At 64.7% G+C, this 22,624-nt stretch carries 17 protein-coding genes and 1 pseudogene; 13 read left to right on the top strand and 5 right to left on the bottom strand.

Features of this window, described 5'->3' with window-relative positions:
• Positions 1-99: 99 nt before the first annotated feature.
• Positions 100-1,017, bottom strand: coding sequence for a class I fructose-bisphosphate aldolase (locus AC3WRN_RS12105; protein ID WP_492623145.1), 918 nt, complete (start codon positions 1,015-1,017; stop codon positions 100-102).
• Here AC3WRN_RS12105 and AC3WRN_RS12100 point away from each other — a divergent pair.
• The 6 genes from AC3WRN_RS12100 (at position 1,009) to AC3WRN_RS12075 (ending at position 11,601) form a co-directional block, all read left to right on the top strand.
• Positions 1,009-2,301, top strand: coding sequence for an SIS domain-containing protein (locus AC3WRN_RS12100; RefSeq protein WP_492623144.1), 1,293 nt, complete (start codon positions 1,009-1,011; stop codon positions 2,299-2,301). The two genes, AC3WRN_RS12105 and AC3WRN_RS12100, sit on opposite strands and share 9 nt — an antisense overlap.
• Positions 2,298-3,221 (top strand): carbohydrate kinase family protein, encoded by a 924-nt coding sequence (locus AC3WRN_RS12095; protein ID WP_492623143.1) that lies wholly within the window; start codon positions 2,298-2,300, stop codon positions 3,219-3,221. The genes AC3WRN_RS12100 and AC3WRN_RS12095 overlap by 4 nt, the downstream gene beginning before the upstream one ends.
• Entirely contained in the window at positions 3,218-4,147 is a 930-nt protein-coding gene (locus AC3WRN_RS12090; protein WP_492623142.1) for a 1-phosphofructokinase family hexose kinase, read from the top strand. The genes AC3WRN_RS12095 and AC3WRN_RS12090 overlap by 4 nt, the downstream gene beginning before the upstream one ends.
• A 143-nt stretch (positions 4,148-4,290) precedes the next feature.
• Complete coding sequence (locus AC3WRN_RS12085) at positions 4,291-7,434, top strand: TonB-dependent receptor (RefSeq protein WP_492623141.1); 3,144 nt, start codon at positions 4,291-4,293, stop codon at positions 7,432-7,434.
• Between the two features lie 246 nt (positions 7,435-7,680).
• Positions 7,681-9,639 (top strand): alpha-galactosidase, encoded by a 1,959-nt coding sequence (locus AC3WRN_RS12080; RefSeq protein ID WP_492623140.1) that lies wholly within the window; start codon positions 7,681-7,683, stop codon positions 9,637-9,639.
• A gap of 90 nt (positions 9,640-9,729) precedes the next feature.
• Complete coding sequence (locus AC3WRN_RS12075; RefSeq protein ID WP_492623139.1) at positions 9,730-11,601, top strand: beta-galactosidase; 1,872 nt, start codon at positions 9,730-9,732, stop codon at positions 11,599-11,601.
• A gap of 5 nt (positions 11,602-11,606) precedes the next feature.
• Here AC3WRN_RS12075 and AC3WRN_RS12070 read toward each other — a convergent pair whose 3' ends face one another.
• From AC3WRN_RS12070 to AC3WRN_RS12055, 4 genes are all read right to left on the bottom strand, one after another.
• On the bottom strand, positions 11,607-12,764 hold the full coding sequence (locus AC3WRN_RS12070) for an isovaleryl-CoA dehydrogenase (protein WP_068095662.1): 1,158 nt from the start codon (positions 12,762-12,764) through the stop codon (positions 11,607-11,609).
• A gap of 122 nt (positions 12,765-12,886) precedes the next feature.
• Entirely contained in the window at positions 12,887-13,990 is a 1,104-nt protein-coding gene (locus tag AC3WRN_RS12065; RefSeq protein WP_492623138.1) for a Glu/Leu/Phe/Val dehydrogenase dimerization domain-containing protein, read from the bottom strand.
• Between the two features lie 228 nt (positions 13,991-14,218).
• Positions 14,219-14,545, bottom strand: a complete 327-nt coding sequence (locus AC3WRN_RS12060; protein WP_068095660.1) for a YXWGXW repeat-containing protein — start codon at positions 14,543-14,545, stop codon at positions 14,219-14,221.
• A 110-nt stretch (positions 14,546-14,655) separates the two neighbouring features.
• Complete coding sequence (locus AC3WRN_RS12055) at positions 14,656-15,453, bottom strand: M48 family metallopeptidase (RefSeq protein WP_068095659.1); 798 nt, start codon at positions 15,451-15,453, stop codon at positions 14,656-14,658.
• 109 nt (positions 15,454-15,562) lie between these two features.
• Between AC3WRN_RS12055 and AC3WRN_RS12050 the strand changes: the two genes are divergently transcribed.
• The 7 genes and pseudogenes from AC3WRN_RS12050 to AC3WRN_RS12020 form a co-directional block, all read left to right on the top strand.
• On the top strand, positions 15,563-16,165 hold the full coding sequence (locus AC3WRN_RS12050) for a TetR/AcrR family transcriptional regulator (protein ID WP_492623137.1): 603 nt from the start codon (positions 15,563-15,565) through the stop codon (positions 16,163-16,165).
• Between the two features lie 27 nt (positions 16,166-16,192).
• Complete coding sequence (locus AC3WRN_RS12045) at positions 16,193-17,110, top strand: alpha/beta fold hydrolase (RefSeq protein WP_492623136.1); 918 nt, start codon at positions 16,193-16,195, stop codon at positions 17,108-17,110.
• Positions 17,111-17,227: 117 nt separating this feature from the next.
• Positions 17,228-20,788: a methylmalonyl-CoA mutase family protein gene (locus tag AC3WRN_RS12040; RefSeq protein WP_492623135.1), complete on the top strand. Its 3,561-nt coding sequence runs from the start codon at positions 17,228-17,230 to the stop codon at positions 20,786-20,788.
• A 132-nt stretch (positions 20,789-20,920) separates the two neighbouring features.
• Positions 20,921-21,127 carry a hypothetical protein gene (locus tag AC3WRN_RS12035; RefSeq protein ID WP_492623134.1) on the top strand — a complete coding sequence of 69 codons (207 nt, stop codon included), beginning with the start codon at positions 20,921-20,923 and terminating at the stop codon, positions 21,125-21,127.
• A 97-nt stretch (positions 21,128-21,224) separates the two neighbouring features.
• On the top strand, positions 21,225-21,506 hold the full coding sequence (locus AC3WRN_RS12030; protein WP_492623133.1) for a type II toxin-antitoxin system RelE/ParE family toxin: 282 nt from the start codon (positions 21,225-21,227) through the stop codon (positions 21,504-21,506).
• Between the two features lie 16 nt (positions 21,507-21,522).
• The gene (locus AC3WRN_RS12025; RefSeq protein ID WP_492623132.1) at positions 21,523-21,813 is read left to right on the top strand and encodes a HigA family addiction module antitoxin; all 291 of its coding nucleotides are present in this window, start codon (positions 21,523-21,525) and stop codon (positions 21,811-21,813) included.
• A gap of 5 nt (positions 21,814-21,818) precedes the next feature.
• Positions 21,819-22,224, top strand: a pseudogene (locus AC3WRN_RS12020) (methylmalonyl-CoA mutase family protein); the annotation flags it as partial.
• Positions 22,225-22,624 lie beyond the last annotated feature (400 nt).

The raw sequence follows: 22,624 nt of genomic DNA, 5'->3' as shown, positions 1-22,624 counted from the left end.
CCCAATGGCCTTGATTGTAGGAGCGCACCCTGTGCGCGATGTTCTTCTTCACGTCATGAAAAGCATCGCGCACAGGGTGCGCTCCTACCGGGGACGGCTTCAGCGCGGATACTTCGCCATGATGTCATGCACCTGCCGCGTCAACGCCACCGCCTGATCGAACGGGCGCAACCACATGTTGCGGCCGAACATCACGCCGTTGGCGCCGGACTGCATGTAGAACTCGACCTTGCGCAGTACCGCCGCGTCATCGTCGTTCTTCTCGCCGCCGGAGAACAGCACCATCGTGCGGCCGGCGGAACGCACCACGCGTGCACAGCGGGCGCCGGCGTCTTCCTGCAGCTTGTCGTAGGGCGCCGGCACATTGGCCACGCTGTCGTTCGGCTCGTGCAGCTTGACGATGTCGGCACCCAGCTCCAATGCCACGCGGGCGGCGTAATCCTGCGCGTACAAGGTGTTCGTGCCGCCCTTGGCATTGACGGCGCTGCCACGCGGATACGCCCACATCACCAGCGGCATGCCGTAGCGCTCGCAATCCTGGCGCACCTTCTCGAACTGGCGGAACTCGTCGTGCTGGCGCGGCGAGCCCACGTACATGGTGTAGCCGACCGCGTCGGCACCGAGGCGCACCGCATCCTCGACCGAGGCGAACAGCGGCGAGGTGGCCTCGGCGTCGCTGGCGATATTGGTCTTGCCGTTGAGCTTGAGGATCAGCGGCACCCGGCCGCAGTACTCGCCCATGTACTTCTCGGCCAGGCCGATGCCCAGCGCGATGGCAGAAAACCCCCCGGCCGCGGCGAGCTCAAACTGGTAGCCCGGATCGACGGCCGGTGGGTGGGGAAAGAAATCGGTGGGACCATGCTCCAGTCCCTGGTCAAGCGGCAGCACCAGCAGGCTGCCGTTGCGCGGACCGTGGCCGTAAAGCAGCCGCCACAGGCGGGTGCGCTTGCCGTGGGACAGGGCGAGCCGGGAAAGTTGGCTGCCAGTGTTCGAAACCCCTTGTAAGTTTTGTTTCATTTCGAATACTCTCGGTTCAGTAGGTTCATACTTTCACATTCGATTATATTTGGCAAAATGTCAAAATTAAACAAGAAAACGAAAGAATTGATCGCGCTGGATGCGCTGCGTGCCGCTCCGTTGGCGGAGCAGCAGGCGCGCGGCTATGCCGACACCTTGCGTGAGATCCTGCAGCAGCCGGCGACATGGCTTGGCACGGCCGACCAACTGCGCCAGCCTCAGCTGCGCGAGCAACTGCAGACGGCGCTGGAACCGCGACCGAGCCACATCGTGCTGACCGGTTCGGGCAGCTCGATGTACATCGGCGAATGCCTGGCGCCCAGTCTGCAACTTGGCCTGGGCATCCCGGCCCAGGCGATCCCCGCGGGCAGCTTGCTTACGCATTGGCGCAGTGTGCTACCACCCGGTGCCGGTTTGCTGATTTCGGTGGCGCGTTCGGGAGACAGCCCGGAAAGCTGCGGTGTAGTGGATCGCCTGTTGGTGGATGCTCCTGACTACCGCCATCTGGTCATCACCTGCAACGCCAACGGCAAGCTCGCCACCAGCTATCGCGGCGATCCGCGCGTCACCGTGCTGGTGCTGGACGAGCGCACCAATGACCGCAGCCTGGTGATGACCAGCAGCTTCACCAATCTGTTGCTGGCCGGCTTCGGTCTGGTTCAGCGCGAAGGCAACGACGCCATCGTCGCAGTGAAGCGGCTGGCAAGCAGCGTCCAGCACGTCTTCGACGAGCAGGCTGATGCGCTCGCGACGATTGCCGGCAGCGAGTTCAGCAACGTCGTCTATCTCGGCAGCGGCGGTGCGTTCGGCGCGGCCCACGAGTCTGCGCTGAAGATGCTGGAAATGAGCGGCGGCGCAGTGGTCACCATGGCGGAAACCTATCTCGGCCTGCGCCATGGCCCGATGTCCAGCCTGGACGAGCAGACCTTGGTGGTCGGTTTCCTGTCGCCGGACCCGGCGGTGCGCGCGTACGAACTCGACCTGCTGCGTGAACTATCACGCAAGCAGTTGGGCATGACCCGGGTGCTGGTGGGCGAAGCTATTCCGGCCGATGTGCTGGGCCCGCACGACGTGGCGGTGGAGCTGGCAGGCCTCGATGCGGCGGACGATGCGCTGCCGTTGCTGGCCGATGTGGCGGTGGGTCAGCTGCTCGCCTTCTTCCGTTGCCTGGAGCTGGGCAGCAAGCCCGACACGCCCTCGCAAGGCGTACTCACCCGCGTGGTTGAGCACTTTCCGATGCACAGCGAGCGCAGCTCGAAAAATGGGCATGGGGAGGGCGCATGAAGCGCATCCTGGTCGTCGGCGAAATCAACGTCGATCTGGTCTTCAAGCATTGCCATGCCTTGCCCACGCCAGGCCGCGAAGTGCTGGCCGACGACTTCTGCATGACGCCGGGCAGTTCATCGATGATCTGTGCGATGGGGCTGGCCCGGCTGGGCAATCCCGTGGCATTTCGCGGCAAGCTTGGTGCCGACAGCTGGGGCACCTATTGTCTTGATGCGCTGCGTGCCGCCGGCATCGACATCACCGCCGTCCAGCCGGATGCGACCTTGCGCACCGGCGTCACCGTCTCGCTGTCGACGCCGCAGGATCGCGCCTTGGTGACGTTCCCCGGCGCGATCGCCGCGCTGCGTGCGGACGAAGTGGACGACGCGTTGCTGGCTGGTGCCGATCACCTGCATGTTTCCTCGTACTACCTGCAGCGTGCGCTGCGGCCCGATTGCCGCGCGCTGTTCGCACGAGCGCATGCCGCCGGTCTGAGTACCTCGCTCGACCCCGGTTTCGATCCGCAGCAGACGTGGGCATCCGACCTGCTCGATACGCTGACCGAAGTCGACCTGTTCCTGCCCAACGAGCTGGAGCTGGCGGCCATCACCGGACGTGACGGCGTGCTTGCCGGTCTGCGTGCGCTCGACAACGGACGCACGCAGACCGTGGTGAAGCGCGGACAACTCGGCTGCGCCAGCCTGGATCAGGGACAGCTGCTCGAAGTGCCGGCGTTCGCCGTCAACCCGGTCGACAGTACCGGCGCCGGCGATTCGTTCGACGCCGGTTTTCTGCATGCGTGGCTGCGCAGCCAGACGCTGCATGACTGCATGCGCTGGGGCAGTGCCTGCGGCAGCCTCTCCACGCGACGCACCGGCGGTACGGCCGGCCAGGCCAGCGTGTCGGAAGTGGACACTCTGCTGGCGAACGTGCCGTGATCACGGTCATCGGTTTCAACACGGCGATCGACCGGTTCATCCGGTTGGACGCGCTGCGTCCCGGCGAAGTCAGTCGCGCACTCGACGAACAGGCATATCCCGGCGGCAAGGGCTTGCACGTGGCGCAGACGATCGCCGCGCTGGGCGAGCGCGTACAGCTGGTCGGCCTGGTCGATCCAGCCCATCGCAACATGATCGGTCGGCTGATGTGCGAGCGCGGTGTGCTGTTCCACGGCATCGAGGTCACCGACAACCTGCGCACCTGTATCGCGCTGCAGGACGCGAACGGCCAGATCACCGAAATTCTCGGCCAGGGGCCGCTGCTGGACAGCGCACAGCAGGAGGCCCTGCTGCGGGCGTTCCGGCGTGGCGTCGATGACAGTGACTTGGTCGTGCTGTCCGGCAGCCTGCCACGCGGTTTTCCGCCGGCCACCTACGCCGAACTGGCCACGCATGTGCGTGATGCCGGCAAGCGTTGTCTGGTCGACGCCGGCGGCGAGCTGCTGCAACGCGCCGTGCAGGCCCAGCCGTTTCTGGTCAAGCCCAATCGCGACGAGATCAGCGAGCTGCTCGATCGCCCGATTGGCGATCTTGCTGCAGCCGTGGATGCGGTTCGCGAACTGCATGCGCGTGGCATCGCGATGCCGGTGGTGACGATGGGCGCGCTGGGTGCGGTGGCCGCCGATGCGAACGGCATCTGGCACGCCGCGATCGAACTTGCGCAGGTGCGCAACGCGGTGGGCTCGGGTGACTGCCTGCTGGCCGGCATGACGGTGGGCATGACGCGGGACATGAATTTGGAAGAAACCTTGCGCCTAGGTGTCGCTTGCGGCGCCGCCAATGCGCAAGGTGAGGAAACCGGGTTCGTCGAACGGCGAACGGTGGAGGCGTTGCTCTCTCAGGTTCGAGTGCACCGCCTGGCTTGACTGAAAAGCAGGGAGTCAAACCGGACCAGCAACCGGTCCGGCGGGGACGCTTGTGTCGAAATTTTGATGAAGGTGCGAACAAGTTCGTGGGCAGGAGGCGTTTCCACGGGTAACCACAACCGCCTGCAGCAGAGGGGAGGGCCATGTCTGCGCAGGGCGATAACGAACTACGAGAGGGGCAATCAATGCGAGCTGAAAAGAATGGCGGTTTTGCCGTCGAAGGCAAGAGCAGTGAATTCCTGGCTGCTGTCGGGCATCAAGAAGCTGGAAGCAAGGCAAGCGGGGGAGGCAAGGCTGCTGGTTTCAGGCGAACCATGCTCGCCATGGGGTTGCTGCTTGCGCTTGGCGCGAATGTCGTGCAGGCGCAATCGATCACCGGCGGTCTGTACGGCAAGGAATCCGGCGGCAAGAATGTCACGGTCGATGTGGCAGGCTCGGCCACGGGCTTCAGCAGGGAACTGCATCCGGGCAGTGACGGGCGTTACAACCTGAGCGGCCTCAATCCGGGCAAGTACACGGTGACCATCTCGCAGGATGGCCAGGTGATTGGTGCGCGCACGGTCACGGTGACCGCAAACGTGCAGACAGCGGTGCCGTCGGTATCCGGCGCCACCGCTTCCGCCACGGCAACCGCGAACGCTGCCAACCTGGCCGCAGTCCAGGTGACCGGGCTGGCAAGCAGCACGGACGTGGCTCCCATCGATGTCAAAACGCCGGAGCTGGTCAGCACCTACAGCATGAGCCTGGTCAACCAGCTGCCCACCGGGCGGAGCATGGAAAGCATCGCGTTGCTGAAGTCGAACGTGCGCTATGACAACCAGACCACCGGCCTGGTCCAGATGGGCGGCGCCACGCCGGCAGAGAACCGCTACTACTACAACGAGTTCGACACCACCAACGATCGCACCTCACTGGGTGCGCAACGGTTGCCTGCCGAGGCGCTTGGCAGCACCCAGGTGCTCACCAACAACTTCGGCGCGTCGTGGACGAATGCCACCGGCGGCATCATGGCGGCCACCGTGCGTCAGGGCAGCAACGACTTCAAGGCTGGCTATTCGCTGTACATCACGCCGCCGACCTCGCGCCTGCTGGAACCACGTCAACACAACGTGGTCGATTCCACCGGCCAGTACTACAGCTACGTCTCGGCCAACACCCACTCGACGGTCGCCAACCAGTACCTGTGGGCGTCCGGTGCGGTGGTGAAGGACAAGCTGTTTTTCTTCGCGCTGCTCGGCAACGAACCGCCGACACGCTCGCAAAGAAACAGCATGCAGACGCACACTGCCAGAAGCGATCGCGACAAGAGCGCCCTGCTCAACGTCACCTGGAATCTGACCGATAACCAGTCCGTCAACGTGGTGGGTTACAAGGACTGGAGAAGCAATTTCAACAACAACTACCGGCTCAAGCGTCACTACGACCCGAGCTCGGCGGGCAAATACATCGGCTGGTCGTCCAGTCCCGTGAACACACGTTTCCTGATTGGCAACTACCACTGGCAAGCCACCGACAACCTGAGCTTTCGCCTGATGGGCGGCTTCCTTGGCGAAACCGACTTCCACTTCAATCCCGCCAGCCAGTACGCTGGCCTGCCTTATGTTCAGTCGGTCGATCCGGTCACCGGAGCCACCAGCAATATCGGCCAGAACCCGATCGACCAGACGCGCGACCCTGACCGCTACTGGCGGCGCGGCTTCAAGGGTGACCTGAACTGGCAGATCGGTGACCATCGCATCGTCGCTGGCGCTGAGTACTACCAGCATTTTCTGTCCCAGCAATGGGGATCGCCCAGTGCGGGTTTCTGGACCTACTACGTCAGGCCCAATGCGCAGCTGGGCAACGGTGCAGTCGCTCCGGCCGACGGCCATTATGTGGATCAGTCTTACGACAAGGAGGGCGGCCAGATGCTCTCGATCAACAAGGCGGCCTATCTGGAAGACTACTGGCAGACCACGGATCGCCTGTTGCTGTACGGTGCCCTGCGCTTCGACACCTACATCAACAAGGACAGCCTCGGCCAGAACTTCCTGCGCCTGCCGAACCTGTCGCCCCGACTGGGTCTGTCCTGGGACGTGAACGGCGACAGCTCGCTCAAGGTCGGCGCCAATCTCGGCAAGTACTCACTGTCGATGCCGTCCAACTTCAGCTTCGGCGTGGCCGAGACCCAGACCTCGTGGGACCGTTACTACACCTATACCGGCATGGATCCCGTCACCAAGGCTCCCACCGGTCTGGCCCAGATCGGTGGCACCAACCAGACCCACTACGGCATTCCACCACCGGCGTACCAGATCGCAACCACCAACATCAAGGCGCCGTATCAATACGAGGCGCAGTTCTATGTGCAAAAGAAACTCACGGAGGCATGGACCGGCCAGGTCGATCTGGGCTATGCGAATCTCAAGCGGATCATCGATGACACTTGCAACACCGATCCCATCGACGCTTATGCACGGAGCCATGGTTACCCCAATTACGATCTGGACGGGTCGAACCAGTTCACCTGCATCGATTTCAACCCGGGCGCGTCGCTGAACCTGCGTCGCGACTTTGCCGGCACCGGCGGCACCCAGACCCTGAGCATTCCGAACAGTGTCTTCGGCATGCCTTCAGCCAGTCACAAGTACTACCACATGACCCTGGAGCTGGCGCACAGTCGCACCCCCGACGAGCCCTACTATCTGGATCTGAGTTACACGTGGTCCCACCTGTACGGCAACACCGATGGCTACCTCGATCTGGGTCGCCAGAACGCCGGCTACATCGGACAGACCGAACAGTTCGATTTTCCGGCCGTGATGGAGGGGTCCACCGGCAATCTCGCCGGTGACATCCGCCACAGCCTCACCGCCTCGGGGGTCTACTACTTCAGCAATGGATTGCGTACCGGCGCCATCGTGAACTTGCATACAGGCGGGCCGCTGAGCTGCTTAGGCACCTATACGGCGGACCCGAACAGCTACGTCGCGAACAACTATGGTTCGTCGGTCCATTACTGCGATGGCAAACTCAGTCCGCTGGGGTCGGCCGGACGCCTTCCGCTCTTCTGGACGTTGAACCTCTCGCTCGGCTACGACTGGAACATCGATCCGAGCAACAAGCTCAGCATCGATCTGCAGGTACAGAACGTGACCAACCGCAGGGGAGTCGTCAACAGGAACGAGACCTACGACCAGGGTTACATTCCGGCTGGCGGCCTGCCGCCACACGACATCCACTACGGCTTGCCCTCGTGGCAGTCACCACGCGCCACGTCGCTGGTGTTCCGCTACACCTTCCAGTGATCTGCCACGGGCAGCGGCGCTACGGCCGCTGCCCGTTCATTTCCGTGGCAGGATCACCGCGGAGCAAGCTCATCAGGATGTCGGCGTCGGCAGGGAAGATCGGCGACGCATATCCGGATTGCCAGAGAGATTCGAGGCATGTCATTGAATTCGATTCCTTCCCCGCCGCGCGATGCCGCGGTACGTTGGCGCTCACGCTGCGCATCCTGCCGGACGGCGTTGTTCGCGCTGATAGCATGTGCTGTCGTGGGTGCTGTGCAGGCGCAACCTGCCACCGACGCCACTGGCTTTCAGCACAACGGCGATACGGAGCAATTCGGCAACGCCATGCTGGTGGTGAACTGGAAATTTGCCGGCGACAAGCTCAGCGACATGGTGTTGACTGATCAGCTCAACCGGCAGACATTTCCGGTGACCGCACCGTTCGCGCTCACCTTCGCCGATGGCAGCAAGCTCGCCATCGACGATCTGCGGGTGCTCGTCGCACCGAAGCAGGTGGCGTTGCCAGTTGACCCGAAGGCGCCGCGTCTTGTCGAACGTATTCCCGGCAGCGCGGTGCGGGCGAGCTTCGGCGATGCGACCGGACGCTTGCGCATCGACTGGCAGTGGATACAGCGCGAGGGTTCGGATTATCTGCGCGAGGTGGTCACGATCACGGCGCTGAAGCAGGACGAACACATCACGAAGGTCGATCTGCTGCAGGTGCAGGCGTCAGATGCCGAAGTGGTAGGCACAGTGCAGGGGTCGCCGGTGGTGGCCGGGCGCGACTACTTCGGCTTCGAGCAGCCGCTGTCCAGCAGCGAAGTGCGCCACAAGCAGATCAAGCTGTGGCTTGACCGGGCACTCCCGTTGCCGAAGGGTCAGTCGATCACCTATTCGGCGGTGGCCGGGGTAACGCGCGAAGGCCAGCTTCGTCGCGATTTCGCCGTCTATGTCGAGCGTGAGCGAGCACATCCGTATCGTCCCTTCCTGCATTACAACTCGTGGTACGACATCGGTTATTTCACGCCGTACACGGAAGCGCAGGCACTGGATCGGATCAACACGATCGGCAACGAATTGCACGTGAAGCGTGGCGTGCAGCTGGATTCCTTCCTGTTCGACGATGGCTGGGATGACCGCAGCGGCAGCTGGAACTTCAGCAAGGATTTCCCGCGCGGCTTCGTGCCGTTGCGCGAGGCGGCCGCGAAGTACGGCGCCGCGCCGGGCGTGTGGTTGTCGCCCTGGGGCGGCTACAGCAAGCCGCAGCAGGAGCGCATCAAGAACGGCAAGGCGGCGGGTTACGAAATCAACGACGGCGGCTTCGAGCTGTCCGGGCCTAAGTACTACCAGCGCTTTCACGACGTGGTGCTCGACCTGCTGAACAAGGACGGCATCAACCAGTTCAAGTTCGACGGCACCGGCAACGTCAGCAGCGTGTTTCCCGGCAGCCGCTTCGACAGCGACTTTGCCGCGGCGATCCAGCTGATCGATGACATCCGCACGGCGAAGCCGAACACCTTCATCAACCTCACCACCGGTACCTGGGCGTCGCCGTTCTGGCTGCACTATGCCGACACCATCTGGCGCGACGGCGAGGACGACAGCGAAACCGGCGTCGGCAGTACGCGCGAGCAGTGGATCACTTACCGCGATGCACAGACCTACCGCAACATCGTGCTGAAGGGGCCGCTGTTCCCGATCAACTCGCTGATGCTTCACGGCATCATCTACGCGAAGGAAAACCGCAAGCTCAACACCGACCCGGGTCACGATTTCACCAACGAGGTGCACTCGTATTTCGCCACCGGCACCGAGCTGCAGGAGCTGTACATCACGCCATCGCTGCTCAGCACACAGGATTGGGACACGCTGGCCGAGGCGGCGAAATGGTCGCGTGAAAATGCCGGTGTGCTGCGCGACACGCACTGGATCGGTGGCGATCCGGGCCGACTCGACGTTTACGGCTGGGGCGCGTGGTCGCCGAAGAAGTCGATCATCACGCTGCGCAATCCCGATGCACGCGTGCAGACGGCGGTGATCGACCTGGAGCGCCAGCTGGAACTGCCGCAAGGGGCTGCGCGCAGCTTCAGCGTGCAGGATGTCTGGAAGGCCGGCGGTAGCGCAGTACCGGCCAGGCTCGACGCGGATCATGTGAGTACGATCCGACTCGCGCCGTTCGAGGTGCTGACATTGGAACTGACGCCGGCAAAATCCGGCTCCTGAGTGCGGGATCGCTCATGGCGGAGGGTGTACGTCGCCGTCCGCCATGAGATGGTTGCCGCCGCCGATCATTGACTGACCGAGGAAAGCATCATGCTGCGACGGGATTTCCTGCGCCTGACTGCACTGACGCCACTGGCCGCGCTGAGTCTGCGCGCGTATGCCGCGCCAGCGTCACCCGGCACGCTGGTTGAACAGCTCCCGGATGGCCGTCCGCATCGGCTTGAGCTGACCACGCAGAACTTCATGCTGGACGGCCAGCCGCTGCAGATCCGCAGCGGCGAGATGCATCCGGCGCGGATTCCCGCCGAGTACTGGCTGCATCGCATCCGCATGGCGAAGGCGATGGGTCTCAACACGATTTCCATCTACCTTATGTGGAACCACCTGGAGCGCGAGCCCGGTGTGTTCGATCTGCAAACAGGCAACCGGGATTTCGTCCACTTCATCCGCCTGTGCCAGCGCGAAGGCATGTGGGTCTATCTGCGGCCCGGTCCGTATATCTGCGGCGAATGGGATTACGGCGGTCTGCCGCCTTACCTGCTGCGCAAGCCGGATATCCGCGTGCGCAGCAAGGACGATCCCGACTACATGGCCGCCGTGCGGCGTTACATCGACACGATCGCGTCGCTCATCCATCCGTTGATGGCGTACAACGGCGGCCCGGTACTGATGCTGCAGGTCGAGAACGAATACGCCTCGTTCGGCCATGATCTGGATTACCTCAAGCAGTTGCAGGCGCTGTGGGAAGCGCATGGCATCCATGGCCCGTTCTCGATTTCGGATGGTCTTGGCCAGCTTCAGCAACAGCACACTTATCTGCCCGGCACTGCTCTGGGTCTGGATGGCGATACCGACTTCGTCACGGCGCGGGCGATCGCCGGCGAGGCGCCGGTATGGGTGGGTGAAGGCTATCCCGGCTGGCTCACGCACTGGGGCGACAAGGATTTTCAGCGCATCGATTACAGGGCGACACTGCGCAAGCTGTTGCAGCAGGGGCGTTCGTTCAATCTCTATGTGGTGCACGGCGGCACCAATTTCGGGTTTACCGCCGGCGCCAACGCGAAGGGCGACTACTCGCAATTCGAACCGGTGATCACCAGTTACGACTACGGCGCGCCGATCAATGAACGCGGTGAAGCCACGCCCGACTATCACACGTTCCGCGCATTGCTTGCCGCGCATGCAACGCAACCGTTGCCCGATGTGCCGGTGCCGCCGCCCGCGATCCGTTTCGCGGCGATCACGCCGGTGGCGCATGCCTCGTTGTGGGACAACCTGCCGACCGCCAAGGCCGTGCGGAAGCCGCAGGCGAATGAACTGCTGTTCGCCCAGGATCACGGTCTGGTGCTGTATCGCAGGAAGATCCATGCGGCCGCTGCCGCACTGACGATCGACGGAGTGCGCGATTACGCCACCGTGTTCCGCGACGGGCACTATGTCGATTACGTTTCGCGTGTGCAGCACTCGCGGCTGCGGCAAGGTGACCGGGTTGCTCTTCCGGTGATCGTGGAAGACGATGAATCGCGGCTCGACATCCTCGTCGACAGCTTTGGTCACGTCGGTTACGGGCACGCGATGGCCGACCGCAAAGGCATCGTCGGCAGTATTCGTCTTGACCGTGACGAACTCGAAGACTGGAGTGTCCACAGCCTGCCGCTGGACGAAGGTTATGTTCGTCAACTGAAGCCGGTGATCACGGCGCCGTTGCGCCCGGGCATCTTCTTCAAGGCGATCCTGCGACTCGATCAGCTCGGCGACAGCTATATCGACATGTCGGGCTGGGCGAAGGGTTATCTGTGGGTCAACGGCCAGCTGCTTGGCCGCTACTGGAACCTGGGTCCGCAGCAACGGCTGTACTGTCCCGCTTCATGGTTCCGGCACGGTGACAACGAATTGCTGATCTTCGATCTGCATCAGACCGTCGCCGCGCCGATTCATGGCGTGAAGACGCTGCATGTGTAAGCGCATCAAGCCTTGCCGTGGAACAGCTCGCGGCCGATCAGCATGCGGCGGATCTCGTTGGTGCCGGCGCCGATCTCGTACAGCTTGGCGTCGCGCAGCAGCCGACCGGCGGGGAATTCGTTGATGTAGCCGTTGCCGCCCAGCGACTGGATCGCCTCCAGCGCCACCTGCACCGCGTTGACCGAGGCGTTGAGCAGGCAGGCGGCCGGGTCGATGCGCGACTTCACCCCGGCATCGAACTGCTGCGCCACCATGTAGGCGAAGCCGCGCGAACTCTGCAGCGCGGTGTACATGTCGGCGACCTTGGCCTGCATGATCTCGAACGTGCCGATCGGCGCGTTGAACTGCTTGCGCTCGCGCACGTAGGGCAGGGTGATGTCGAGCGCCGCCTGCATCAGGCCGATCGGCCCGCCGGACAGCACCAGCCGTTCGGTGTCCAGCCCGTTCATCAGCACGCGCACGCCCTCGTTCACCTCGCCGACAATGTTCTCGGCCGGGATTTCGCAGTTGTCGAACACCAGCTCGCAAGTGTTCGAGCCGCGCATGCCGAGCTTGTCCAGCTTCTGCGCCGTGCTGAAACCCTTCATGCCCTTCTCGACGATGAACGCGGTCATGCAGCGGCTGCCGGCGGTGCGCGGCGCGGTGCGCATGTAGACCAGCAGCACATCAGCATCCGGCCCATTGGTGATCCACATCTTGTTGCCGTTGGCGACCCACACGTCGCCGCGCAGCTCGGCTTTGCACCTCATCGAGCCGACCACGTCGGAACCGGCGCCCGGCTCGCTCATCGCCAGCGCGCCGACGTGCTCGCCGCTGCACAGCTTCGGCAGGTACTTCCGGCGCTGCGCCTCGTTGCCGTTGTGGTGGATGTTGTTGAGGCACAGGTTGGAGTGCGCGCCGTAGGACAGGCCGACCGAGCCGGACGCGCGCGAGATCTCCTCCATCGCCACCATGTGCGCCAGGAAGCCCATCCCAGAGCCGCCGTATTCGGCCGGAATGGTCACGCCGAGCAGGCCCATCTCGCCGAACTTGCGCCACAGGTCGGCGGGGAACAGGTTGTCGCGGTCGATGCGGTCGGCGCGCGGGGCGATCTCCTTTTCCGCGAACGCATGCACGGACTCGCGCAGCAGGTCGATGTCTTCTCCGAGCGGGAACGGGCGCATCGCGGACTCCTTAGGGTGTGCAGGGTGACGATTTTAGCCTACGGCATGCCGGCCTGCGGCGAACGCCGGGCAAAAGAAAAGCCGCCGGTGGACTGGCGGCTTTCCGTGGGTTGGCGCGTCGCTTACTGGCCGCGCATGCGGCCCTGGAAGCGGGTGCCGCCGTTGCCCATGTGTGACAGCTTCAGCTTGCCGATCGCGCTGATGCGCTCCTCGGCCAGGCGGTCGGCCGCCCTGTAGGTCGGGATGTTCTCGGTCTTGGAGATCTCGAAGATGCGGCCCAGGTTGTAGTAGATCGTGCGCATCATGCGCATCGCGCGCTCGCGGTTGTAGCCGTCGATCTCCAGCGACACGTTCATCACGCCGCCGGCGTTCACCGCGTAGTCCGGCGCGTACAGCACGCCGCGGCGGTTCAACTCGTCGCCGATCGCGTCGGTGGCCAGCTGGTTGTTGGCCGGGCCGCAGATGATCTTCGCCTTGATGCGGTCGATGGTCTGCTCGTTCAGCGTGCCGCCCAGCGCGCACGGCGAGTACACGTCGGCGTCGACGTCGTAGATCTCGTCCAGGCCCACCGCCTCGCAGCCCAGCTCGTCCACGCAGCGCTGCACCGCTTCCTTGTTGATGTCGGTGACGAACACCTTGGCGCCCTGTTCGCGCAGCAGCTTGATGAACTCGCCGCCGACGTGGCCGCAGCCCTGCACGGCGTAGCTGTACTTGCCCACGTCCTCGTTGCCGTGCTTGAACTGCAGCGCGGCCATCAGGCCCTGCAGCGAGCCGTAGGCGGTGAACGGCGACGGGTCGCCCGAGCCGCCGTGCACCTGATGCACGCCGGTGACGTACTCGGTCTCGCGGAACACGTATTCCATGTCGTTGACGTCGATGCCGACGTCCTCGGCGGTGATGTAGCGGCCGTTCAACGAGTTGACGAAGCGGCCGAACGCGCGGAACAGCGCCTCGGACTTGTCCTTGCTCGGATCGCCGATGATCACCGCCTTGCCGCCGCCCAGGTTCAGGCCGGCCACGGCGTTCTTGAACGTCATGCCGCGCGACAGGCGCAGCACGTCGTTCACCGCCTCCTGCTCGGTCTTGTACGGCCACATGCGCAGACCGCCGAGCGCAGGGCCCAGCACCGTGTTGTGGATCGCGATGATGGCCTTCAGGCCGGCGTCCTTGTTGTGGCAGAAGACGACTTCTTCGTGACCCGTGTTGGCGATGGTTTCAAAGATCATTGGAACGGTGACTCCATGATTTACGGTGCCGGTGGGCATCTACAGAGGGTGGCGGAAAAGGCCGCGGGAATCCGCCGGAGGGTGATGAAAACGCCTGAAACTCATCGCCCCGACGGGAGCCGGGGCGATGAATCAAAGCGTCAAGTTTAGTACGTCGCTCCGGGCGGTCGTGACGCGGCGCAGCAAGCCGCGGGCGCATGGCGCACGGCCGGCGGCGGCGCGATCCGCTCAGCGGCGCCAGTAGCCGTCACGGAAGCGCCAGCCGTCGCGGCCGTGGACCCAACGCGCCGGCACGTAGCGATAACCACGATGGACGCGTACCCAATGCCCGCCGGCCCAGAGGTGGCGATGTCCGTCCCAGCGCCAGTAGCCGGGTGCCCAGACGTAGCCGCGTCGCGGTGGCGGCATACGCTCGAAGCGCGGCGGCGGCGGCCCGACGCGCACGGCCACGCCCACGGAAACCTGCGCCGCGGCGGGTGGCGCATAGGCCATGCCGACCAAGGTCAGGCCGATCCCGGCGAACAGGGCCAGCTTGGGGAGCAGGGTATTTCTCATGGAGGTCTCCGTCTGCGCCGCGGCATGCGGCAGGCAGGACCGGAAACGACGGGCCGCGCGCGCAGTTGACCCGCCCGCCCGGCCCGTTCAGCCGCGGGCCGGGCGGACGCTCACAGGCGGCAGTTCGGCGCGTGGCCGCTGGCGCGCGCCTGCTGGTACACCGGCATCAGCTGCTGCGCCTGCTTGTCCAGCGCCTGCGCACGGTTGCCGGAAGACGGGTGGGTGGACAGGAACGCCGGCGGCTTGCTGCCACCCTGCGCGCCCATCTTGTCCCACAGCGTCACCGCTGCGCGCGGGTTGAAACCGGCCTGCGCCATGTAGCGCTGGCCCAGCGTGTCGGCCTCGCTCTCCTGGGTGCGCGAGAAAGGCAGCAGGATGCCCACCTCCGCGCCCACGCCGAGCAGGGCCGCGGCGTTGCCGGCGTCGGTGCCGCGCGAACCGGCGTAGATCGTGCCGGCAGCCACCGCCGCCTGCGCCGCCATGTTGTCGGACACGCGCTCGGCGCCGTGGCGCGACACCACGTGCGACAGCTCGTGGCCCAGCACCACGGCCAGCTGGTCCTGGTCGGTGGCGACCTTGAACATGCCCCGGTTCACGCCGATCCGGCCGCCGGGCAGGGCGAACGCGTTGGCCGTGTCGTCGCCGATGATCTGCACCTCCCACTGCTGGGTGTTCCACGGCGGCGGCAGCACCGCGATCAGCGCGTTGGACACGCAGGTGGCATAGGCGCGCTCGCGCGGCGCGTCGACGAACTTGCCCTGCTTGCGCATGTCGTTGAACGCGCTCAGGCCCATCTGGCTCATCTGGCTGTCCGACACCATCATCAACTGCGAGCGGCCGGTCGGCGAGGTGACGCAGGCGGCCAGCAGGGCGGTGGCGAGCGGGATAGTCAGGTTGCGGATTTTCATGCGGGGGATCCTCCTTGGCTGGCAGCGGCAAAGCATACCCGCAGGGTTTGCCTAGGCCGCGTGATCTTCCGCTTGATATAGAACGAACGATCGTGCTATTTTCACTACCATGACGATCGCCACCCATCCCGGCAAGCGCGCGGCCACCCGCGACACCATCCTCGACCACGCCTACGCGCTGGCCTGCAACGACGGGCTGGAAGGCCTGTCGATCGGCACCCTGGCAGCCGACGTGGGCATGTCCAAGAGCGGCGTGTTCGCCCACTTCGGCTCGCGCGAGGAACTGCAGCTGGCCGTGCTCGAGGCGGGTGCGGCCCGTTTCATGGCCGGCGTGCTGTTGCCCGCGCTGAAGCAGCCGCGCGGCCTGCCGCGCCTGCGCGCGATCGTGGCGAACTGGTTCGACTGGGCGCAGCGCTTCCAGAGCGGCTGCGTGCTGCTCTCCGCCACCAGCGAGTACGACGGCCGCGACGGCGCGCTGCACGACGCCGTGGTGGCGCAGCAGGCCGGCTGGCGCCGCGAATTGCAGAAGGCGGTCGCGCAGGCGGTGGGCGAGGGCCACCTGCGTGCCGACGCCGATGCCGGCCAGCTCGCCTTCGAGATCTACGCCCTGCTGCTCGGCCTGCACCACGATGGCGGGCTGTTCGGCTACCCCGAGGCCCAGCGCCATGCCGCCGCCGCGTTCGAGCGCCTGTGGCGCAGCTGGCAGCCCTGACCCCACTTGAGATCCGAGGAGCATCCCATGTCCCTGCATGCCGCTTCTGTTTCCACCCGCCTGCGCCTCGGTGCGCTGCGCGCCAGTTTCGTGCTGGGCGGCCGGCTGGCGCCGAAACACACCGCCGACCGCGCTGCGCGCCTGTTCGCCACGCCGTTCGCCAGCAGCCGCAGCCGTGCGCTGGCGGCACCGGACGACACGGCGATGCAGCGCGGCGAACTGCGCATCGGCGGCGAGACCATCGCCACCTACGTTTGGGGCGACCCCGCCAGCCAGCCCTACGCGCTGCTGGCGCATGGCTGGTCCAGCTTCGGCCTGCGTTTCCTGCCGTGGGTGGAAGGCCTGCGCGCGCTGGGCTACGCGGTGGTGACGTTCGACCAGCCCGGCCACGGCCGCAGCAGCGGCCGGTTGTGCACGCTGCCCGAATTCACCGCCACCCTCCGTGCGGTGGGCCGCCATTACGGCGAGGCCGCGCTGGCGGTGGGGCACTCGCTGGGCGGCGCCGCGCTGACGCTGGCCCAGGACGAGGACTGGCATGCGCGACGCCTGGTGCTGGTGGCGCCCGCCGCCGACATGGCCGACGCGGCCGGCCGCTACTTCCGCCTCGTGCGCCTGGGCGAGCACCTGCGCGAGACCTTCTACGACTGGCTGCTGCGACGCACCGGCGTCTCGGTCGAGCAGTTGCAGGTGCATCGTCACCTGCCGGCGCTGGGCCTGCCCGCGCTGATCGTGCACGATCTCGACGACGAGGACGTACCGTGGGGCGAGGGCGAGCGCTACGCCCGCTGCTGGCCCGGTGCGCGGCTGTACACCACGCAGGGGCTGGGCCATCGCCGCGTGCTCGACGCGCCCGAGGTGGTCGAGGCCGCGCTCGCCTTCGCGCGCGGCGAGCCGGTGGGCGAACGCGTGGTGGGCTCGCCCAACCTGCCGTACGGCGTGGCCTGAGGCGGCGCGCAAAGGCCGCGCGCGGACATTCATGCCCGTATGTCGCGGCGCACCAGCGTTTGTGCACTGCATCGCACTAGAATTGGCGGGTTCAAGCACACGATGTCCGGAGTCGCCATGAGTTCCCCCGCCAAGCACGTCCCCGCCAGCGCCCCGCAGACGGAAACCACCCCACTGCGTTTCGTCACCGCGGCCAGCCTGTTCGACGGCCACGACGCGGCGATCAACATCATGCGGCGGATCATCCAGTCGCAGGGCGCGGAGGTGATCCACCTCGGCCACAACCGCTCGGTCGAGGACGTGGTGCGCGCCGCGCTGCAGGAAGACGCCGACGCGATCGCGCTGTCGTCCTACCAGGGCGGCCACGTGGAGTACTTCAAGTACATGGTCGACATGCTGCGCGAGCGCGGCGCCGGCCACGTGCGCGTGTTCGGCGGCGGCGGCGGCACCATCACGCCGGAAGAAATCCGCGAGCTGCAGGCCTACGGCGTCGAGCGCATCTACCATCCGAACGACGGCATGAAGCTCGGCCTGGTCGAGATGATCGAGGACGTGATGCAGCGCGCCGGCAGCGCCGCCGCGAAGCGCGCCGAGTCCGAAACCAACGCGCTGCCCAAGGTCGACATCGACGACGAGATCTCGATCGGCCACATGCTCTCGGCGATCGAGGAAGGCAAGCTCAGCGACGGCGAACTCGAGCACCAGCGCAAGCAGTGGAAGCTGGCCGGCAAGCACACCCCGGTGCTCGGCCTCACCGGCACCGGCGGCGCCGGCAAGTCGTCGGTGGTGGACGAGCTGCTGCTGCGCTTCCTGCATGCCTTCCCCGCCATGCGCATCGCCGTGCTCGCGGTCGATCCCACCCGCCGCCGCTCCGGCGGCGCGCTGCTGGGCGACCGCATCCGCATGAACTCGCTGCGGAGCCATCGCGTCTACATGCGCTCGATGGCCACCCGCCGCCAGCACGCCGCCACCAGCGTGGTGCTGCACGACTGCATCGACTTCCTGAAGAGCCAGCCCTACGACCTGGTGATCGTCGAGACCGCCGGCATCGGCCAGAGCGATTCGGAAATCGTCGACCTGGTCGACTTCCCGGTCTACGTGATGACCAGCGACTACGGCGCCGCCAGCCAGCTGGAGAAGATCGACATGATCGACTTCGCCGACCTGGTGGTGCTGAACAAGTTCGACAAGCGCGGCGCCGAGGACGCGCTGCGCGACGTGCGCAAGCAGTGGAAGCGCAACCACACCGCGTTCAAGGTGGCCGACGAGGACGTGCCGGTCTACCCGACCATCGCCAGCCAGTTCAACGACCCGGGCGTGACCTGGATGTTCACCAACCTGTGCCGGCTGATGCGCGAAAAACTCCACCTTGAACCCTCCCCTTCAAGGGGAGGGCAGGGTGGGGTCGCTCTTGCCGTACCTTGCGACTGGAAACCCCAGCTCGACACCACCCTGAAGGAGCCGCGCGCCACCGTGCTGATCCCCGGCAGCCGCGTGCGCTACCTCGCCGAGATCGCCGAACAGGGCCGCGCCATCAACAGCGCCATCGCGCGCCAGGCCGAGTTCGCCAGCAAGGCGCAGCACTATTACGAAGCGCTGAAGGAGCTGAGCGATCCGAAACTGCCGCGTCCGCTGGATTTGTACAGCAGCGCCGACTTGCACGCCTCCTCACCCGATCACGCTGAGCGTAGCCCGCAGGGCGCAGTCGAAGCGCCGCACCACGTCGACCGCTCCATCCTCCTGCTGCGCCAGCGCTACAACGCCGCGCTGAAGGAGCTCAGCCACGAAGCGATCCACCAGCTGCGCGAATGGCCGGCGCTGTACCAATCCGTCACCGCCGACGTCAACGAATACAAGGTGCGCGACAAGGTTATCCGCGTCGAGAACTATCGCGAATCGCTGAGCCACCAGAAGGTGCCCAAGGTGGCGCCGCCGAAGTCGAAGGACTGGGGCGAACTGGTCAGCTTCCTCGGTCGCGAGAACCTGCCGGGCCACTACCCGTACACCGGCGGCGTGTATCCGTACCGTCGCAGCGGCGAAGACCCCACCCGCATGTTCGCCGGCGAGGGCACGCCCGAGCGCACCAACCGCCGCTTCCACTACCTCAGCCAGGGCGGCGCCGCCACGCGCCTGTCCACCGCGTTCGACTCGGTCACCCTGTACGGCGAAGACCCCGCGCCGCGCCCGGACATCTACGGCAAGATCGGCAACTCCGGCGTCAACATCGCCACCCTGGACGACATGAAGAAGCTGTACTCCGGCTTCGACCTCAGCGCGCCCAGCACCTCGGTCTCCATGACCATCAACGGCCCCGCGCCGATGATCCTGGCGATGTTCATGAACACCGCCATCGACCAGAACGTCGAGAAGTACCTGAAGGAAGACGACCAGCGCTGGGCCATTGCGCAGCAGTACATCGACAAGCTCTACAAGAACGTGCCGCGCCCGCAGTACCACGGCGAGCTGCCCAAGGGTAACGACGGGCTGGGCCTCGGCTTGCTCGGCGTCTGCGGCGACGAACTGGTCGACGCGGAAACCTACGCCCGCATCAAGGCCGACACCCTCACCAAGGTGCGCGGCACCGTGCAGGCCGACATCCTGAAGGAGGACCAGGCGCAGAACACCTGCATCTTCAGCACCGAATTCGCGCTGCGCATGATGGGCGACATCCAGCAGTACTTCGTCGACCACAAGGTGCGTAACTTCTACTCGGTGTCGATCAGCGGTTACCACATTGCCGAAGCCGGCGCCAACCCGATCAGCCAGCTCGCCTTCACCCTGAGCAACGGCTTCACCATCGTCGAGTACTACCTCGCCCGCGGCATGAAGGTGGACGACTTCGCGCCGAACCTCAGCTTCTTCTTCTCCAACGGCATGGACCCGGAATACACCGTGATCGGCCGCGTCGCGCGCCGCATCTGGGCCCGCGCCATGCGCGAGCGCTACGGCGCCAGCAGCCGCAGCCAGATGATGAAGTACCACATCCAGACCTCCGGCCGCTCGCTGCACGCCCAGGAAATCCAGTTCAACGACATCCGCACCACACTGCAGGCGATGTACGCGCTGTTCGACAACTGCAACAGCCTGCACACCAACGCCTACGACGAAGCCATCACCACGCCCACCGAAGAAAGCGTGCGCCGCGCCGTGGCGATCCAGATGATCATCAACAAGGAACTCGGCCTCAACTTCAACGAGAACCCGTGGCAGGGCAGCTACGTCGTCGACACCCTCACCGACCTGGTCGAGGAAGCCGTGTACAAGGAGTTCGAGGCGATCAGCGAGCGCGGCGGCGTGCTCGGCGCGATGGACACCATGTACCAGCGTGGCAAGATCCAGGAAGAGTCGATGTACTACGAGCACAAGAAGCACGACGGCTCGCTGCCGCTGATCGGGGTCAATACGTTCCTGCCGAAGGATCATGGCGGGGAGATCGCTACCGAGATCGAGTTGATTCGGTCGACCGAAGAAGAGAAGGGGCAGCAGATCTCCAATGTGAAGCGGTATGGGGAGGCGCGGAATGCGCTGGCCTCGGACAGCCTCAAGGTGCTGCAGGTGACGGCGCGCGACCGGCGCAACGTGTTCGAGCAGTTGATCGAGGCGGTGAAGTACAACTCGCTGGGGCAGATCTCGCATGCGCTGTATGAAGTCGGCGGCGAATACCGTCGCAACATGTAAGCCACGCTCTTGAACCCTCTCCCCGCCGGGGAGAGGGCAGGGTGAGGGGTTGGCGTTCGGGAAACCTTGGAAGAGATAGCTTGGGTTGTTCCGCCTTTGGCCGTGCTATCAACACAAAGCTGAGGTAACCCCATGAGCAAAATCGTATTCCTTGTTGAAGATGCCGTCGAAGGCGGTCTGGTGGCGCGCGCCCTCGGGCATTCCATCCACACAGATGCCGACAGCTACGATCAATTGCGCCAGCAGGTGCGCGATGCCGTGCGGTGCCATTTCGACGCCAGCGAACGCCCGACCATGATCCGGCTGCACTACGTCAAGGATGAAGTCCTCGCCGCATGAAACTTCCACGCGACATGGACGCTGCGGAACTGATCGAAGCCCTGGCCTGTCTTTATGACGACTTGCGTCATATGACGGAACGCGTTATGGTCTCTTTGTGATCAGGAACTTTGCCGACAAGGAAGCGGAAAAGATCTGGGGCGGAACGCCATCCCGGCACTTGCCCGCCGATATCCAATCCGTGGCGCGCCGCAAATTGCGCATGCTTGGCAACGCTTCCGTGCTGGATGATCTGCGCGTTCCGCCGGCCAATCGGCTCGAAGCCCTCAAGGGCGATCGCAAAGGCCAGTACAGCATCCGGATCAACGATCAATGGCGTATCTGCTTTCGATGGATCGACGGTGACGCCCACGACGTGGAAATCGTCGATTACCACTGACGCGAGCGAGTCGATCATGAAGAGCCTGCCCAACATCCATCCCGGCGAAGTGCTGCTTGAGGAATTTCTGACGCCGATGGGCATCAGCCAGAATGCCTTGGCGCGCGCTGCTGGCGTGCCGCCGCGCCGTATCAACGAGATCGTGCTTGGCAAGCGTGGTGTCACGGCGGATACCGCGGTGCGTCTGGCTGCTGCTCTGGGGACGAGCGAGCGCTTCTGGCTGGGGCTCCAGGCAGACTACGATCTGGAAGAGGCACATCGCGTGCTTGGCAAGGCCGCTGACAAGATTGAGCGGATTGCGGCTTGAGAATTCAGGCCGCTAACGAGCGCGGCGGCGTGCTCGGCGCGATGGACACCATGTACCAGCGCGGCAAGATCCAGGAAGAGTGGATGTACTACGAGCACAAGAAGCACGACGGTTCGCTGCCGCTGATCGGGGTCAATACGTTCCTGCCGAAGGATCATGGTGGGGAGATTGCTACCGAGATCGAGCTGATCCGGTCGACGGAGGGAGAGAAGGGGCAGCAGATCGCCAACGTGAAGCGGTATGGGGAGGCGCGGAATGCGCTGGCCTCAGACAGCCTCAAGGTGCTGCAGGTGACGGCGCGCGACCGGCGCAACGTGTTCGAGCAGCTGATCGAGGCGGTGAAGTACAACTCGTTGGGGCAGATCAGTCATGCGTTGTATGAGGCGGGGGGAGTATCGGAGGAATATGTAATCAAAGCCTATAGGCAAAATGGAGTGTCCGATGATACGGGCTGTTTCAATGATGGCGTGGGTAAGGTAAGCGCGGTTTCCAGGCTCGTTTAATTTCTGGCTCTGTCGCGTTTCGTGAGGTTCCGGTTACGCTGCGTTTGTTCCGGTTGTGCGGAAATCCTAAAATTGGCGCTACGGGATAAACTCCATGCGCGCAGCGTAGAGCTGGCCATCGCGAAGAATTGTCTCCAGTCCTAGTGTTTCGACATTGATGCCAGATTCCTGCAAATACTGGTCCCCGATCGCATCTATCTCCGAGCGCATGTTCGATCCTATGGACCCTAGGGATCATCTGATCAATCGCCGTCCAGCCACTTCGGCATGCGACTGAGCCCGGCACACGCCAAACGCACGCTTTTGTT

The organism is Rhodanobacter sp. FW101-FHT13A11 (assembly GCF_058790335.1).
This window is presented reverse-complemented; position numbering and strand designations above follow the sequence as displayed.

Coding starts and splice junctions, on each gene's coding strand:
- AC3WRN_RS12105 (WP_492623145.1), bottom strand. CDS start 1,017: ATGAAACAAAACTTACAAGGGGTTTCGAACACTGGCAGCCAACTTTCC.
- AC3WRN_RS12095 (WP_492623143.1), top strand. CDS start 2,298: ATGAAGCGCATCCTGGTCGTCGGCGAAATCAACGTCGATCTGGTCTTC.
- AC3WRN_RS12085 (WP_492623141.1), top strand. CDS start 4,291: ATGTCTGCGCAGGGCGATAACGAACTACGAGAGGGGCAATCAATGCGA.
- AC3WRN_RS12075 (WP_492623139.1), top strand. CDS start 9,730: ATGCTGCGACGGGATTTCCTGCGCCTGACTGCACTGACGCCACTGGCC.
- AC3WRN_RS12070 (WP_068095662.1), bottom strand. CDS start 12,764: ATGCGCCCGTTCCCGCTCGGAGAAGACATCGACCTGCTGCGCGAGTCC.
- AC3WRN_RS12065 (WP_492623138.1), bottom strand. CDS start 13,990: ATGATCTTTGAAACCATCGCCAACACGGGTCACGAAGAAGTCGTCTTC.
- AC3WRN_RS12060 (WP_068095660.1), bottom strand. CDS start 14,545: ATGAGAAATACCCTGCTCCCCAAGCTGGCCCTGTTCGCCGGGATCGGC.
- AC3WRN_RS12055 (WP_068095659.1), bottom strand. CDS start 15,453: ATGAAAATCCGCAACCTGACTATCCCGCTCGCCACCGCCCTGCTGGCC.
- AC3WRN_RS12050 (WP_492623137.1), top strand. CDS start 15,563: ATGACGATCGCCACCCATCCCGGCAAGCGCGCGGCCACCCGCGACACC.
- AC3WRN_RS12045 (WP_492623136.1), top strand. CDS start 16,193: ATGTCCCTGCATGCCGCTTCTGTTTCCACCCGCCTGCGCCTCGGTGCG.
- AC3WRN_RS12040 (WP_492623135.1), top strand. CDS start 17,228: ATGAGTTCCCCCGCCAAGCACGTCCCCGCCAGCGCCCCGCAGACGGAA.
- AC3WRN_RS12035 (WP_492623134.1), top strand. CDS start 20,921: ATGAGCAAAATCGTATTCCTTGTTGAAGATGCCGTCGAAGGCGGTCTG.
- AC3WRN_RS12025 (WP_492623132.1), top strand. CDS start 21,523: ATGAAGAGCCTGCCCAACATCCATCCCGGCGAAGTGCTGCTTGAGGAA.